Below are 14,804 nucleotides of genomic sequence, written 5' to 3' on the forward strand. Positions count from 1 at the left end.
TGCGCCGAGCGGCCTAATTCGTCTTCGGCTCCAGCTTCGCGAGAATGTCGAAGGGCGGGACCGTTGAATGCTTGACCGGCTTGGTGACGATATAGGTGAAATAGCGCGCCAGGCCGGCGCGGCCGGCCAGGAGGTCGTCGATCAGCCGCTGATAGCTGTCGATGTCGCGGGTGATGACATGCAGCAGGTAATCGAAGCCGCCGCCCAGCGCCCAGCACGACATGATCTCGTCATATCCGGCAATCGCCTGTTCGAAGGCCTGGAATGTCACTGATCGATGGTTGTCGAGTTCAGCCATGACAAAGACGGACACCTGCGGACCGAGATGCTTGAGCTCGATATCGGCGTGATAGCCGGAGATGATGCCGGCCTTTTCCAGCCGGCTCAGCCGTTCCCAGCATGGCGTGGGGCTGAGATTGACCCGTTTGGCCAGTTCGGATTTGGATATCCGGCCTTCCCGCGACAGGATGGCGAGGATCTTTATGTCACGGTCATCGAGTTTGATTGGAGCCATGCCCGTGACTTTTGATGCAGCATCGGGGGGTTGTCAATTTCGATGATTGAGGTCATCAGTATATCATGACAATCTGGCCACCAAAACCGCAAGAGCTCCGCCGCCCCGCCTATAAATCCCTCGCAGACGCGCTGGTGCGCGCGGTGGATGCGGGCGAAGTGCGCAGCGGCGACCGGCTGCCGACGCACCGCACGCTCGCCTACGACCTCGGGCTGAGCGTACAGACGGTCAGCCGGGCCTATGATGAACTGATACGCCGCGGCTTCATCGCCGGCGAGGTCGGGCGCGGCACCTTTGTCCGCGCCGGCCGTAGCGACACCAAGCCACCCTATGTTCCGGACATCCAGAACGACGAGTTCATTGATTTCTCGATCCTGATGCCGGTTTTCGAATCGGTGCACATGGAAGCGATACAGCGGGCATTGGCCCAGCTCGGCGCCGATCTGCCGACCTCGACGATGTCGGCCTTCCGGCCGTCGACGGCGCTGCGCAAATACAATGGCGCGGCCGCCAAATGGTTGACCCTTTGCGGGGTGAACCCGTCATCGCAAGGATTGCTCATGACCAATGGCAACACGTCGGCGATGACCATCGCACTGATGACGGTGGCCAATTCCGGCGATCTTATCGTCACGGAAGAGTTGGGGCACCATACCCTCAAGGCGCTTTCGCGGTATCTCGGGTTGCGCATCCAGGGGCTCGAGATTGATGATGAGGGCGTCGTTCCCCGGGCCTTTGCCTCGGTTTGCGAGAGATCCCAGGTCAAGGCCATCTACCTGCTGCCGACCGGACTCAATCCGCGGGCAGCGACGATGTCGCTCGAAAGACGCCGTGAACTGGTCGAGATCGCACGGCGCCACGATGTTCTCATCATAGAGAACGACGCCTGGGGGCCGTTGCAGCCCGGCCGGCCGGATCCGATCGCGGCAATGGCGCCGGAGCGGACCTTCTATTTCACCAGCCTGACCAAGTGCATCATGCCGGGCCTGAGGTTTGGCTTCCTGACCATGCCCGAGGCGTTTGAATCGGCGGCCGCAAACCGGCACCTGGTGACGAACTGGATGGCCACGCCGCTGATGGCGGAAATCGGCAGTCGCTGGATCGAGGACGGAACCGCCGAACGTCTGCTGCACTGGCAGATGAATGCACTGAGCAAGCGCAACCGGCTGGCCGCCGAGGTTCTCGGTGACATCCCGTTCAATTCCAGCGCCAACGGGATGCATGTATGGCTCCCCACGCCGGGATCGTGGACCGAAGACGGGTTCGTTGCCCACGCCCGGCTGAACGGGGTTGCGGTGGCGCCGGGATCGGCCTTCTCCATGTCCGACAGCGTTACCAAGCGCGGGATCCGCATCTGCCTCGGGGCGGAGACGGACCAGACGCTCGAGCGGGGGCTGACGGTGATCTCGCGGCTTGCACGCAGCAATCCCGAGCCGGCCCTGCTGACGCTTTAAGGCTGCACATTTCCGCAGATGCCCGGCCGTGCGCTCGCACTGGAGCCTGCGGCTGGATTTGCTTTAATTGTCATGATTTAATAATGTCGTTGACTCTATATTGTCCTTGTTTAAGTTTCAATAAATCATAACAATAATGAAGTGGGGGAAGCGGATTCACATCGTTCCACTCACTCATCCAATGAGGGGCGGGTATTTGCGGCATCGGGGGCCTGGGCCTTCCAGCCGTCCCGCATGAAATTTACCGGCGGGTTTACCGGAAATCGACGTGAACCGAAAATCAATAAGAGAGGAACTGAACATGACACCTGCAATCCGCAATTTCCTGGGCGGCGTGGCTGCTGTGGCCATGATGGCCGGCGCAACCGTTTCCGCGCAGGCTGCCGACTGGAAATACGCATTCGAGGAATCCCTGACCGAAGTCCAGGGCGTCTATGCGACGAAGTTCAAGGAGGCGGTCGAAGCCAACTCCGATCATACGATCCAGCTGTTTCCCTACGGAACGCTGGGTGAATCCGCCGATATCATGGAGCAGGCGCAGGCCGGCATCTTGCAGTTCGTCGACCAGTCGCCCGGCTTTACCGGCGCGCTGATCCCGGAAGCCCAGGTGTTCTTTGTTCCCTATCTTCTGCCGACGGACCAGGCGCATCTCGCCCGCTTCTACAAGGAGAGCAAGGCGATCAACGAGGACTTCCAGGATCTCTATGCAAAGCAGGGTCTTGAGCTTCTGGTTATGTTCCCGGAAGGCGAAGTGGCGATGACGACCAAGGAGCCGGTCAAGAGCTGCGCCGATCTCAACGAGGTCAAGTTCCGCGTCATGACCAACCCACTGCTGGTCGAATCCTACAAGGCATTCGGCGCCACGCCGACGCCGCTTCCATGGGGCGAAGTCTATGGCGGTCTGCAGACCAACATCATCCAGGGTCAGGAAAACCCGACATTCTACCTGTACTCGACGGGTATCTACGAGGTGACCGATCACATCACCTATACGGGTCACAACAACTTCACGACAGCGGTCATGGCCAACAAGGACTTCTATGAGGGGCTCAGCGATGCGGACAAGAAGGTGATCGAGGACGCTGCCGCGACGGCCTATGACTACATCGTCGAGTACCAGAAGGGCCTGGCCGAAAGCGAGCTGAAGAAGATCAAGGAGGCCAAGCCCGAAATGACGATCACGGTGCTGTCGGAGGAGGAGCGGTCCTGCTTCAAGGAAGCGGCCGCCGAAGTCGAAGCCAAGTTTATCGAGATGACCGGCGACAGCGGCAAGGCCATCCTCGATCAACTGAAGGCCGATCTGGAAGCCACGAAGGGCTGATCCGTTTCCGGATTGCAGATTTAAAAATTTCGAAGGCCACATTCTTGTGGCCTTCGGGTCCATCAACCGACCAGCCGGGAGGCGGCCTTGGACGATCTGAAGGAAAACAACCCGCATGAATCGTCGCTGCCCGGCGTGTTGGGCGTGATCGATTCAACCATAAGCCGGGTCGAATCGGTGCTGCTTGCAGCCGGCGTGCTGCTGATGGCATTCAATACGATCGCCAATGTGGTGGGGCGGTTCGTGTTTCAGTACAGCCTGTTCTTTTCCGAAGAGCTCAACCGGATTTTGATCATTTTGATCACCTTTGCGGGGATCAGCTATGCGGCCCGGCAAGGCCGGCACATCCGGATGTCTGCAATCTACGACGCTCTGCCGCCACCGGCCCGCAAGGGGTTCATGGTGCTGATCGCGGCGGTCACCGCACTGACGATGTTCGGGCTTTGCTACTTCTCGGTCGGTTACATCGCCAAGGTCGCGACCTCGGGCCGGGTGCTGCCTTCGCTGCAGTTGCCGGTCTACTGGATCTTCCTGTGGGTGCCGGTCGGCTTTTTCATGACGGGTCTGCAATATGCGCTGACCGCCATCAAGAACATCGTCTCCAAGGACATCTACCTCTCGACGCGGGTGCTCGAGGGGTATGACGAAGACGAACTCGAGGTTTGAGGGGAGACGAGACATGGCACTGACCATTTTCCTGATCATGATCGTTCTGCTGCTGCTCGGCTTCCCGATGATGATCCCGCTGCTCGTGGCCACGTTTGTCGGCTTCGTCTTCATGTTCGGCGATCTGGGCAAGATGGATTTCATGGTCCAGCAGATCATGGCGGGCATTCGCCCTGCCTCGCTGATCGCGGTTCCGATGTTCATCCTTGCCGCCGACATCATGACGCGCGGCCAGTCGGCCAACCGGCTGATCGACATGGTGATGCAGTTCGTCGGCCACATAAAGGGCGGGCTTGCGGTCAGCACGGCCGCCGCCTGCACGCTGTTCGGCGCGGTTTCCGGCTCGACCCAGGCAACGGTCGTTGCTGTCGGCTCGCCGCTTCGTCCGCGCATGCTCAAGGCCGGCTACAAGGATTCCTTCGTGCTGGCGCTGATCATCAACGCGTCGGATATCGCTTTCCTGATTCCACCCTCGATCGGCATGATCATCTACGGCGTGATTTCCAGCACCTCGATCTCCGAGCTGTTCATTGCCGGGATCGGACCGGGCCTGCTGCTGCTGGTGCTGTTTTCCGCCTACAGCATGATCTACGCGACGATCAACAACGTGCCCACCGAGCCGAAGGCCAGCTGGGGCGAACGCATTCAATCGGTCAAGCGGGCGATCTGGCCGCTCGGCTTCCCGGTGATCATTGTCGGCGGCATCTACGGCGGCATCTTCAGCCCCACCGAGGCGGCGGCGGCCTGCGTGCTTTACGCGATCATCCTGGAATTCGCGGTGTTCCGGTCATTGAACCTGCCCGACATCTACCGGATCGCAAAATCGACGGGGCTGATCACCGCCGTCGTCTTCATCCTGGTCGGCGCCGGGGCGGCGTTTTCCTGGGTGATCTCGTTTGCGCAGGTGCCACAGGCCATCCTGGCGGCCGTCGGCGTCGCCGACATGGGCCCCAAGGGCGTGCTGGCGGTGATCTCGATCGCGTTCTTCATCGGCTGCATGTTCGTCGATCCGATCGTGGTGATCCTGATCCTGGTGCCGATCTTCGCCCCGGTGGTCGATTCCGTGGGTCTCGATCCGGTGCTGGTCGGCACGATCATCACGCTCCAGGTGGCGATTGGATCGGCCACGCCGCCATTTGGCTGCGATATCTTTACCGCGATCGCGATCTTCAAGCGGCCCTATATCGAGGTGATCCGCGGGATATTCCCGTTCACGGTGATCCTGCTGTGTGTCTCGGTCGCGCTCATTTACTTTCCGCAGATCGCGCTGTTCCTGCGCGACCTCGCGTTCCGATAACGGGGTAGATCGATGTTTGAACGAATCCTGGTCGCTGTCGACGGGTCCGAAGGATCCAAGAAGGCCCTGAGGGTTGCATCCAAGCTGCAACAGACCTGCGGTGGCGAATTGCTGCTTCTGACCGTGTTCCGGCATCATTCGCTGCTTGAGGCGTCGATGTCGATGGTGCGGCCGGACGATCCGGAGAGCCTCGATGATTCGATGCGCAATTATGCAAAGGAGGTCGCCGAGGAGGCCAAGGCGATCGCGGCAGACTGCGGGGCGCAAAAGGTGCGCGCCTTCGTCAAGGCCGGCCAGCCGGCGCGGACGATCGTGAAATTCGGCGAAGAGCACAAGGCCGACCTGATTGTTGTCGGCAGCCGGGGGCAGGGCGACATGCAGGGATTTCTGCTCGGCAGCGTGTCGCACAAGGTCACCAGCCTGGCGGCGATGCCGGTTATGGTGGTTTGACAATTTCGACAGGCAAGGCGCTGGATTTGCCCGGACACAAGGAGGCAGTCGACACATGAATGAAATCCGTGTTTCGCGTTCGGACGAGATCGTCCGGTTCAATGATGCTGGTGCGACTGCCCGGTTCGGGTTGATTGCGCTTGCCACCGACCTGACAAGCGAGCGCGACCTGTACCGGCAATTGCCCGGCGAGCATGTCTCGATCCATGTCACGCGGGTGGCCTATGAGAACCCGACAACTCCGGAGAATCTTCGCAAAATGGCGCCGCGGCTGACAGAGGCGGCACAGTTGCTGGCGCCGCTCAAGCCGCTCAAGGCAATCTGCTACAGCTGCACCGCCGCCTCGGTCGCCATCGGCGATGACGCGGTGACGGCCTCCATCCAGACCGGCGCGGGAAGCGTGCCGGTGGTAACGCCGACGGGAGCCGCGCGGATGGCGTTTACGGCACTCGGGGTGCGGCGGATCGCCATCCTCACCCCCTATACGGTGGCAACCACCGAACCGATGGCTGCCTATTTCGCCAGCCACGGGCTCGGCGTCTCCGCGGTTCAATGCCTCGGCCTCGAGGATGACCGGGAGATGGCGCGGGTGAGCGACGAGACCATTGTCAACGCGGCGATGGCGGTCGACACGGCCGACGCGGAAGCGCTGTTTCTCTCCTGCACCGGGCTGCCGGCGATCAATGTGATTGCGGAGCTCGAGAGGCGGACCGGCAAGCCGGTCGTCACCTCCAACCAGGCGAGCGCCTGGGCGATGGCGCGGCTCGGCGGGTTTGCCGATCACAGGCCACCAGAATTCGGCAGGCTGTTCGACTACGCTCTGCCGGACCGGGGCGTCGGTGCCGCGGCATGACCATGCTTGAGCCCTTTGTCGATCCCGCTGAAATCGATGAGGCGCGCGATGCCATTGCCGCCACCATCCGGACCACGCCGGTCAACACCTCGCCTGTATTGAGCGACCTGGCTGGCGTTCCGGTTCACCTCAAGCTCGAACACATGCAGATCACCGGCAGCTTCAAGCTGCGCGGCGCATCGAATGCCGTCGCGTCGCTGTCGGAAGCGGAGAGAGGCCGCGGGGTGGTGGGCGTGTCGACGGGCAATCACGGGCGCGGGCTTGCCTATGCCGCGAAGGCCGCCGGGGTGAAGTGCATCATCTGCATGTCGCGGCTGGTTCCGCAGGCAAAGATCGACGGGATCAAGGCGCAAGGCGCCGAAGTCCGCATTGTCGGACAGTCGCAGGACGAGGCGCAGCTCGAGGTCGACCGTCTGGTTGCCGATGAGGGCATGACCATGATCCCGCCCTTCGATCACCGCAAGATCATTGCAGGTCAGGGAACGCTCGGTCTCGAATTGCTCGAGCAGGTGCCGGATCTGGCCACGGTTCTCGTGCCGTTGTCCGGCGGAGGGCTGATATCGGGCGTTGCCGCGGCAATCAAAGGCAGGCGGCCCGACGTCCGGATTGTCGGCATCTCGATGGAGCGCGGCGCGGCGATGCAGGCCTGCCTGAAGGCCGGCAAGCCGGTCCAGGTCGAGGAACTGGCGACACTGGCGGATTCGCTGGGCGGCGGCATCGGTCTTAACAACCGGCTGACATTCGCCATGACGCGGGATCTGGTCGACGATGTCGTTCTCGTCAGCGAAGCCGAGATCGCCGCCGCCATCCGGCACGCCTACTGGCAGGAACGGCAGATCATAGAGGGGTCGGGCTCGGTCGGAATCGCGGCCCTGCTTGCCCGCAAGGTCGAGAGCGCCGGCCCGATCGTCGCCATCCTGAGCGGCGGAAACATCGACATGAACCAGCACCATCGCATCATCTCCGGCGAGGATGTCGATGTTACCCAAGAGGCAGCGTGACATGACCGACATCAGGATCCTGACCGAGGCGGATTTGCGCAGCCTGGTAAAGCTGGATCTTGATGCCGTCGATTGTGTCGAGCGGGCCTTTGCGGCGCTTGCGACCGGCGACGTGGTGATGCCGCCGATCCTGTCGATGGCGATTGCGCCGTTCAATGGCGAAGTCGACGTCAAGACCGCCTTCGTGCCGGGCATCGACAGTTTCGCCATCAAGATCTCGCCGGGTTTCTTCGACAACCCGAAAATCGGACTGCCGAGCACATCCGGGTTGATGGTGCTGTTTTCGGCCCGGACAGGGATGCTCGAGGCGCTGCTGCTCGACAACGGCTATCTGACCGACGTCCGCACGGCGGCTGCCGGTGCGGTCGCCGCCCGTCATCTGGCGCGTGCGGATGCCTCCCGCGCCTGTATCCTTGGTGCCGGATGCCAGGGGAAACTGCAGCTCAAGGCGCTGAGCCTCGTGCGGCCGATCACTTCCGCCATGATCTGGGCGCGGGACACGGCAAAGGCCGCAGATGCGGCGGCGGAATTGACACGGGAACTCGGCTTCGAGGTGATCGCGGCAATCGATCCTGCCGAAGCGGTCGGCATGGCCGATATGATCGTGACGACAACGCCCGCGTCGCAGCCCATCCTGCGTGCCGAATGGCTCAGGCCGGGCCAGCATGTCACCGCCATGGGGTCGGACCAGGACCACAAGAACGAGCTCGACCCGGCCTGCCTTGCCAGGGCCGACCTCTATGTGCCCGACCGGCTGAGCCAGACCCGCGGTCTGGGGGAGCTGCGCTCCGCCATCGCTGCGGGGGTGGCGGCACCCGAAGACGAATTTGCCGAACTCGGGATGATCGTTGCCGGCAGGGCGCGTGGCCGCCTCTCCGACAGCGCCATCACCATTGCCGACCTGACCGGCACCGGCATCCAGGATACGGCCATCGCCACCTTCGCAAGCCAGCGTGCGCTGGCTGCGGGCGCCGGCACGAATTTCTCAAACTGAAACCCTACCCAGAAAGGAAAATCCCCCCGAATGTCCGCGCCAGTTCTCAATTTCAGCCGGGACGAATATTCGCAGCGCCTCGCCAAGACGCGCGCCGCCATGGCTGCTGCAGGTGTCGACGTCATCATCGTTTCCGACCCGTCCAACATGGCCTGGCTGACCGGATATGACGGCTGGTCTTTCTACGTTCACCAGTGCGTGGTGGTCGGTCCGGACGGCGATCCTGTCTGGTTTGGGCGCGGCCAGGACGCGAACGGCGCGCGGCGGACGGCGTATCTGTCCGACGGCGACATCATCGGCTACGCGGATCATTACGTTCAATCGACCGAGCGGCATCCGATGGATTACCTGTCAGCCAAGCTTGAGGAGCGCGGCTGGGGGACAAAGCGGATCGGCGTGGAGATGGACAATTACTGGTTCTCCGCCGCCGCCTTTGCCTCGCTGCAGAGGCACCTGCCCAATGCCCGGTTTTCCGATGTGACGGCGCTGGTGAATTGGCAGCGAGCGGTCAAGTCCGGCCAGGAACTCGATTACATGCGCAAGGCGGCGCGGCTGGTCGAGCGGATGCACGAGACGATCTTCGACAAATGCGAAGTGGGCTACCGCAAGTGCGACCTGGTTGCCGACATCTATGAAGCGGGGCTGCGTTATGATGAAGGTCTCGGCTTCGGCGGCGATTATCCGGCGATCGTGCCGCTGTTGCCGTCGGGGCCGGACGCCTCTGCGCCGCACCTGACCTGGGACGACAAGCCGATGAAGAGCGGCGAGGGCACGTTCTTCGAGATCGCCGGTGTCTACAAGCGCTACCACTGCCCGCTGTCGCGCACGGTGTTCCTGGGCAAGCCGACGCAAACCTTCATCGATGCCGAGAAGGCGGTGCTGGAGGGAATGGAAGCCGGGCTCGAGGCGGCCAAGGCCGGCAATCTGTGCGAGGACATTGCCATCGCTTTCTTTACGGTTCTCAACAAGTACGGGATCACCAAGGACAACCGCACCGGCTACCCGATCGGTCTGTCCTATCCGCCGGACTGGGGCGAGCGGACGATGTCGCTGCGGCCGGGCGACAAGACCGTGTTGGAAGAGAACATGACCTTTCACTTCATGACCGGATTGTGGATGGACGACTGGGGCTTCGAGATAACCGAAAGCATCGTCATCGGAGCGAACGGGCCGGAATGCCTGGCCAATGTCCCGCGCCGGCTCTGCGTGAAGGATTGATGCATGACCGCCAATCCGATTGTTGCGACAATACCGCTCAACGAAGACGGTGAACATCACGGCTATTTGAGGCTGCCCTACAGCCGCGACGATTCCGCCTGGGGCTCGGTGATGATCCCGATCACCGTGATCAAGAACGGCATCGGGCCGACAGCGCTGCTCACAGGCGCCAATCACGGCGACGAATACGAAGGTCCGGTGGCGCTGATGGATCTGGCCGTGTCGCTCAAGGCCGGACACATCGAGGGCCGGGTGATAATCGTGCCGGCCATGAACTACCCGGCCTTTCGGGCGGGAACCCGTACATCGCCGATTGACCGGGGCAACATGAACCGGTCGTTTCCTGGCTCGCCGAGCGGTACGGTCACGGAAAAGATTGCGAACTACATCCAGACGGTCCTGTTACCGGAGGCGAGTATCGTGCTTGACTTCCATTCGGGTGGCAAGACACTGGATTTCATTCCCTTCGCATCGGCCCACGTGCTGGAAAACAAGGAGCAGCAGGCAGCCTGCGTGGCCGCGGTGGAGGCGTTCAACGCGCCTTACTCGATGATCATGCTCGAGATCGACAATGTCGGCATGTACGACACCAGTGTCGAGGACCAGGGCAAGACCTTTGTCACCACGGAGCTCGGCGGCGGCGGCACCTCGACGGCCTATTCCAACGGCATTGCCAAGAAGGGGGTTCGCAACGTGCTCAAGCATGCGGGCATCATGAAGGGCGAGCTGGAGGTTGCCCCCTCGGTGATGCTCGACATGCCCGATGGCGACTGTTTCGTCTTCTGCGAAGACGATGGCCTGTTCGAGGCGATGAAGGATCTAGGCGACCGGGTGGAGACAGGCGAGATCGTCGCCCGCGTCTGGCCGTCGGACCGCACCGGCAGGCCGGCCATCGACTACCGCGCCAAACGCTCCGGGATTCTTGCGTCGCGGCATTTTCCGGGACTGATCAAGTCCGGTGACTGCATGGTGGTGGTGGCAACGGTCGTGGGCGAAACGGTTTCCTGACATCCGTTTCACGCGCATCGCGGCCTCGACCCAATTGTGGCGCTCCGGGGGATGAGAGTTTCCCGGAGCTTTCACGCTGTGCTTGCTCAAACCTGAACGCCTGTTTAGGAGTCAATCATTCCTGGAAGGCGGCCGCGGCCGGTGCTCCGGGGACCATTGTGCAACTCTGTGGGCAAAGCGTGAAGCGGATTCTCTTTCGACTGGCCAGCGTGATGTGCCTGGCGGCCGGCCTGACCGGATGCACGGGAGCGGGCTATTACGCGGAGTCGCTCAAGGGGCATGTCGAGATCATGGCGGCGCGCCGCAATGTCGAAAAGCTGATCGCCGCCCGGACGACCCCCGAGCCGCTGCGGACGCAAATGAAGTCGGCGGCCGCGATCAGGCAGTTTGCGACGGAGAGCCTGGCGCTGCCCGACAATCAGAGCTACCGCAGCTATGCCGATATCGGCCGGGACTATGTGACCTGGGCGGTTTTCGCTGCGCCGGAGTTTTCGTTGACGCCGCGGGTCTGGTGCTTTCCGGTGTTCGGCTGCGTGCCCTATCGCGGGTATTTCTCCAGGAAGTCGGCGATCGGCACGGCCCTGGAGCTGAAGAAGGAGGGGCTGGACGTCCATGTCTCCGGTGTCACCGCCTATTCGACGCTGGGCTGGTCGAGCGATCCGCTGCTGAGCACGATGTTCCTTCACGACAAGACCTATCTGGCGGGACTTGTGTTTCACGAACTGGCGCACCAGCGTGTCTACGTGAATGACGATACGGCATTCAACGAGGCTTTCGCCGTCACCGTGGAAACGACCGGGGTGAGGAAATGGCTGCGGGCGACCGACGATCCCGCCACACTGCGCCGGTTTGAGGCCGGTGAGCAGCGCAGCGCCGACTTCCTTTCCCTGGTGGCGCAAACCCGGGGGGAGCTGAGAGAGATCTACAGCGGTTCCGCTGCTCCCGAAGATATGCGGGCTGCGAAGGCCGCGGCGATCGAACGGCTCAGGGCGCGCTACCGTCGGATGCGGGACACGCGCTGGGGCGGATACCGCGGCTACGATGGCTGGGTCGAGGCACCGATCAACAATGCAAAGATCGCCGCAACTTCGGTCTACAATGACCGGGTGCCGGCGTTTCTCCGCCTGTTTGAGCTGTGTTCGGGTGATTATCCACGCTTCTACGCCGCGGTTCGGCGGATCGGCGCGCTTGCCAGGGATCGCCGGTCCGAAGCGCTGGAGGCGGCGAAGACCTGCGATCAGGCCGGTTGAGGCCGGAGGTTGACGAGGCGCTGGCAAGGCGCGACGGCCGGCGCCGGGCCAACCGGTCTCACAACCGCCATGAAATCAGGGCACACTGGCAATTCCCAGGGAGTGCGCCCGGCGACATTCCGCAAGGATGTTTCTCCATTGCCGCCGGGAATTGTGTTTGACGCTCTGGAGTTGTAGTGGTCCGCAATGTCAGAGCGGCAAGCTGGAGTGAATCATGAGCCTTGAAGATACGGTGCCGGCACAGATTCCCGAGGCCAAGCGCAAGCGCGGCCAGGGCGTCGGTGCGGTCTACGATACGCTCAGGCACGAGATCCTCAACTTGACGCTGGAGCCCGGTAGTCCGGTTGACGAGGTCAAGCTCGCCGAACGGTTCGGCATTTCCCGGACCCCGGTGCGCGAAGCGATGGTCAAGCTCGCCGGCGAAGGGCTGGTGGTGACCTTGCCGAACCGGTTCACCATTGTCGCGCCGATCGATTTTCCCAACCTGTCGCAGTTCTTCGATGCGCTGTCGCTGATGTACCGGGTGACAACCCGGCTGGCGGCGGCAAACCGGACGGACGACGACCTTGAGGCGATCCGCGAACTGCAGCGGGGCTACACGCACGCGGTCGAGGCGCGCGATGTGCCGGCGATGATCGAGGTAAACCGCAATTTCCATGTGCGGATCGCGCAGGCAGGCCGCAACCGCTACTATACCGATCTTTTCAGCCGTCTGCTCGACGAAGGCCGGCGGCTGTTGCGGCTCTACTATTCCTCCCACAATGACGCCCTGCCGCGCATGTACCTGCAGGAGCACGAGGACATGATCGCGGCGATCGACCGGCAGGACATCGACGCTGCCGACCGGATCGCCCAGGCGCATGCGCAGCAGATCGTGCGGCAGATCCAGACTTACATCACCGAAGACCGCCGGCTGAATGCCGGGATAAGTCTCTGAAACAGCGACATTCTTGATCCATTTCCAAGCCGCCGGACCCGATGTCCGGCGAGCCTTAAGGCGCGCGGTGATGCAAAGAATATTTATTGTCGACAATAAAAATACAATTATCTATACTCCGGCTGTCTCCATAGAGGGGAGACGGGAAGGGGCATCCGCGCCAGCGGCTATCGTCCCTCCAGTCAGAACACCATCATACGGTCCGCGCGCCGCGCGGTCAGAAAACAGAGGGTCCTATGTTTGAGAAAGTCAGAAAGTGGGCGCTGATCTCCATGCTGTCTGTCGCGGCGATGCCGGCGGTGGCGCAGGAAGTCACGTGGCAGGTGCCGACCTCGGTGCCCGAAGGGTCGCCGTTCTATGTCAATTTCCTCGAGCGCTTCGCCGACAATGTCGATGTGCTTACCAATGGCCGCGTACTGATCGAGCCGTTCGGCGCCGGCGTCCTGGTTCCCGCGCTGCAGGTCTATGACGGCGTGCGCGACGGCATCGTCCAGGCCGGTCACTCGACCCCGAGCTACCTGGTCAACCAGGATCCGACCAACGCCATTTTCGCAGGCTTCCCCGGCGGCATGGGCCCTGAAGCCTACATCACCTGGATCTACGAAAAGGGCGGCAAGGAAAAGCTCGCCGCGCTGCGCGCCAAGGACGGGTTCAAGAACCTGATCGTCGGCATCGGTTCTTCGGAAGTGATGGCGCATTCGAACGTGCCGATCACCAAGGCCGAGGACCTCAAAGGCATGAAGTACCGCACCTCCGGTCCATGGGCCAAGGTGATGGAAGAATATTTCGGTGCCGTCCCGACCGTCGTGCCGCCCGGGGAAATCTACACCCTGCTGCAGCGCAAGGGCGTCGACCTGATCGAATGGGGCCCACCGTCGGCCAACATGCCCGAAGGTTTCCATGAAGCGGCAAAGTACATCATCGTTCCGGGCGTTCACCAGCCGACCTTCCTGTGGGAAGTCGTGCTCAAGCAGGAAACCTGGGACGCGCTGCCCGACGATCTGAAGCCGCTTCTGGAAAAGGCCGCCGAGCTCACCACCATGCAGGCGCTGGTGCATTTCTACGGCGATGACGTCGTCGCCATGGACAGCTACCGCAAGGGCAAGAACGAGGTGATCACGCTGTCGCCCGAGTTCATCAAGCAGCTTTCCGATGCCGGCGTCGACTGGATCTCGAAGACCGCGGAAGCGCAGAAGGCCGAAGGCAAGGCAGAGATGTCCGACATTCTTGCCGATTACATGGCTTTCAAGTCATTGTGGTCCGCCGAGAGCAGCTACCTGGTCCGCAACCAGGACTAACCCGAGAATACGGAACACGCCGTCATGACCAGGCTCTTCAATCTTGTTGACGCATTCTCCCGTCTCTTGTCCTGGATCGCTCAAATCGTGACGGTGGTTCTGGTCTTCTCGATGATCTACGAAGTGGCGGCGCGCTATGTTTTCGGCGCGCCGACCATCTGGGCCTTCGACATTTCCTACATGGCGACCGGCACGCTGTTCGTTCTGGGCGCGGCCTATGCGCTCAAGCAGGATGCGCATGTCCGGATCGATTTTCTGGCCCAGAAGATGCCGATCGGCGTTCGCCGCAAGCTGGAAGGCTTCGTGTTCGTCTTCCTGATCGCACCGATCTTCGGCGCGCTGTCGAAGTTTGCCATCGAGCGGGCCTGGCGGGCATGGGTGACATCGGAGGTCGAGAGCGTGAGCCCCTGGGCGCCGTTGATGTGGCCTTTCTACTCGATTCTCGCGCTCGGGCTGATCGCGCTGACCCTGCAGCAGCTGGTTCATGGCCTGCGGGTGTTCCGCGGCGACGAAGACCAGCCGTTCAAACTGGAAGCCTGAGCC

The 14,804-nt window shown here is 62.0% G+C and carries 15 protein-coding genes; 14 read left to right on the forward strand and 1 reads right to left on the reverse strand.

The window, feature by feature from the left end; genetic code table 11:
- Positions 1-13: 13 nt before the first annotated feature.
- Positions 14-514, reverse strand: a complete 501-nt coding sequence (locus tag O4H62_RS12725; RefSeq protein ID WP_269388293.1) for an Lrp/AsnC family transcriptional regulator — start codon at positions 512-514, stop codon at positions 14-16.
- Between the two features lie 65 nt (positions 515-579).
- Between O4H62_RS12725 and O4H62_RS12730 the strand changes: the two genes are divergently transcribed.
- From O4H62_RS12730 to O4H62_RS12795, 14 genes are all read left to right on the forward strand, one after another.
- A complete protein-coding gene (locus O4H62_RS12730) occupies positions 580-1,968 on the forward strand; it encodes a PLP-dependent aminotransferase family protein (protein ID WP_269388298.1) in 1,389 nt (462 codons plus the stop codon).
- 301 nt (positions 1,969-2,269) lie between these two features.
- Positions 2,270-3,289: a TRAP transporter substrate-binding protein DctP gene (gene dctP / locus O4H62_RS12735; RefSeq protein ID WP_269388299.1), complete on the forward strand. Its 1,020-nt coding sequence runs from the start codon at positions 2,270-2,272 to the stop codon at positions 3,287-3,289.
- An 87-nt stretch (positions 3,290-3,376) separates the two neighbouring features.
- On the forward strand, positions 3,377-3,955 hold the full coding sequence (locus tag O4H62_RS12740; protein ID WP_269388300.1) for a TRAP transporter small permease: 579 nt from the start codon (positions 3,377-3,379) through the stop codon (positions 3,953-3,955).
- A 13-nt stretch (positions 3,956-3,968) separates the two neighbouring features.
- Complete coding sequence (locus O4H62_RS12745; protein WP_269388301.1) at positions 3,969-5,252, forward strand: TRAP transporter large permease; 1,284 nt, start codon at positions 3,969-3,971, stop codon at positions 5,250-5,252.
- A 12-nt stretch (positions 5,253-5,264) separates the two neighbouring features.
- A complete protein-coding gene (locus O4H62_RS12750; protein ID WP_269388303.1) occupies positions 5,265-5,702 on the forward strand; it encodes a universal stress protein in 438 nt (145 codons plus the stop codon).
- Positions 5,703-5,757: 55 nt separating this feature from the next.
- Positions 5,758-6,555, forward strand: coding sequence for an aspartate/glutamate racemase family protein (locus O4H62_RS12755; protein WP_269388304.1), 798 nt, complete (start codon positions 5,758-5,760; stop codon positions 6,553-6,555).
- Between the two features lie 2 nt (positions 6,556-6,557).
- Positions 6,558-7,556: a hydroxyectoine utilization dehydratase EutB gene (gene eutB, locus O4H62_RS12760; RefSeq protein ID WP_269388608.1), complete on the forward strand. Its 999-nt coding sequence runs from the start codon at positions 6,558-6,560 to the stop codon at positions 7,554-7,556.
- 1 nt (position 7,557) lies between these two features.
- On the forward strand, positions 7,558-8,550 hold the full coding sequence (gene eutC, locus O4H62_RS12765) for an ectoine utilization protein EutC (protein ID WP_269388305.1): 993 nt from the start codon (positions 7,558-7,560) through the stop codon (positions 8,548-8,550).
- A gap of 30 nt (positions 8,551-8,580) precedes the next feature.
- Positions 8,581-9,768 carry an ectoine hydrolase DoeA gene (gene doeA, locus O4H62_RS12770; RefSeq protein ID WP_269388306.1) on the forward strand — a complete coding sequence of 396 codons (1,188 nt, stop codon included), beginning with the start codon at positions 8,581-8,583 and terminating at the stop codon, positions 9,766-9,768.
- Positions 9,769-9,771: 3 nt separating this feature from the next.
- A complete protein-coding gene (gene doeB / locus O4H62_RS12775; RefSeq protein WP_269388307.1) occupies positions 9,772-10,776 on the forward strand; it encodes a N(2)-acetyl-L-2,4-diaminobutanoate deacetylase DoeB in 1,005 nt (334 codons plus the stop codon).
- Positions 10,777-10,955: 179 nt separating this feature from the next.
- The gene (locus O4H62_RS12780) at positions 10,956-12,026 is read left to right on the forward strand and encodes an aminopeptidase (RefSeq protein ID WP_269388308.1); all 1,071 of its coding nucleotides are present in this window, start codon (positions 10,956-10,958) and stop codon (positions 12,024-12,026) included.
- A gap of 214 nt (positions 12,027-12,240) precedes the next feature.
- Positions 12,241-12,963 carry a GntR family transcriptional regulator gene (locus O4H62_RS12785; RefSeq protein WP_269388309.1) on the forward strand — a complete coding sequence of 241 codons (723 nt, stop codon included), beginning with the start codon at positions 12,241-12,243 and terminating at the stop codon, positions 12,961-12,963.
- A 236-nt stretch (positions 12,964-13,199) separates the two neighbouring features.
- Positions 13,200-14,261: a TRAP transporter substrate-binding protein DctP gene (dctP, locus tag O4H62_RS12790; RefSeq protein WP_269388310.1), complete on the forward strand. Its 1,062-nt coding sequence runs from the start codon at positions 13,200-13,202 to the stop codon at positions 14,259-14,261.
- Between the two features lie 24 nt (positions 14,262-14,285).
- The gene (locus O4H62_RS12795; RefSeq protein ID WP_269388311.1) at positions 14,286-14,801 is read left to right on the forward strand and encodes a TRAP transporter small permease subunit; all 516 of its coding nucleotides are present in this window, start codon (positions 14,286-14,288) and stop codon (positions 14,799-14,801) included.
- Positions 14,802-14,804: the final 3 nt, after the last annotated feature.

Source organism: Parahoeflea alexandrii (assembly GCF_027214025.1).
Lineage (GTDB): Bacteria > Pseudomonadota > Alphaproteobacteria > Rhizobiales > Rhizobiaceae > Hoeflea > Hoeflea alexandrii_A.

Coding starts and splice junctions, on each gene's coding strand:
- O4H62_RS12785 (WP_269388309.1), top strand. CDS start 12,241: ATGAGCCTTGAAGATACGGTGCCGGCACAGATTCCCGAGGCCAAGCGC.
- dctP (WP_269388310.1), top strand. CDS start 13,200: ATGTTTGAGAAAGTCAGAAAGTGGGCGCTGATCTCCATGCTGTCTGTC.
- O4H62_RS12750 (WP_269388303.1), top strand. CDS start 5,265: ATGTTTGAACGAATCCTGGTCGCTGTCGACGGGTCCGAAGGATCCAAG.
- O4H62_RS12755 (WP_269388304.1), top strand. CDS start 5,758: ATGAATGAAATCCGTGTTTCGCGTTCGGACGAGATCGTCCGGTTCAAT.
- doeB (WP_269388307.1), top strand. CDS start 9,772: ATGACCGCCAATCCGATTGTTGCGACAATACCGCTCAACGAAGACGGT.
- doeA (WP_269388306.1), top strand. CDS start 8,581: ATGTCCGCGCCAGTTCTCAATTTCAGCCGGGACGAATATTCGCAGCGC.
- eutC (WP_269388305.1), top strand. CDS start 7,558: ATGACCGACATCAGGATCCTGACCGAGGCGGATTTGCGCAGCCTGGTA.
- O4H62_RS12725 (WP_269388293.1), bottom strand. CDS start 514: ATGGCTCCAATCAAACTCGATGACCGTGACATAAAGATCCTCGCCATC.
- eutB (WP_269388608.1), top strand. CDS start 6,558: ATGCTTGAGCCCTTTGTCGATCCCGCTGAAATCGATGAGGCGCGCGAT.
- O4H62_RS12730 (WP_269388298.1), top strand. CDS start 580: ATGACAATCTGGCCACCAAAACCGCAAGAGCTCCGCCGCCCCGCCTAT.
- O4H62_RS12795 (WP_269388311.1), top strand. CDS start 14,286: ATGACCAGGCTCTTCAATCTTGTTGACGCATTCTCCCGTCTCTTGTCC.
- O4H62_RS12745 (WP_269388301.1), top strand. CDS start 3,969: ATGGCACTGACCATTTTCCTGATCATGATCGTTCTGCTGCTGCTCGGC.
- dctP (WP_269388299.1), top strand. CDS start 2,270: ATGACACCTGCAATCCGCAATTTCCTGGGCGGCGTGGCTGCTGTGGCC.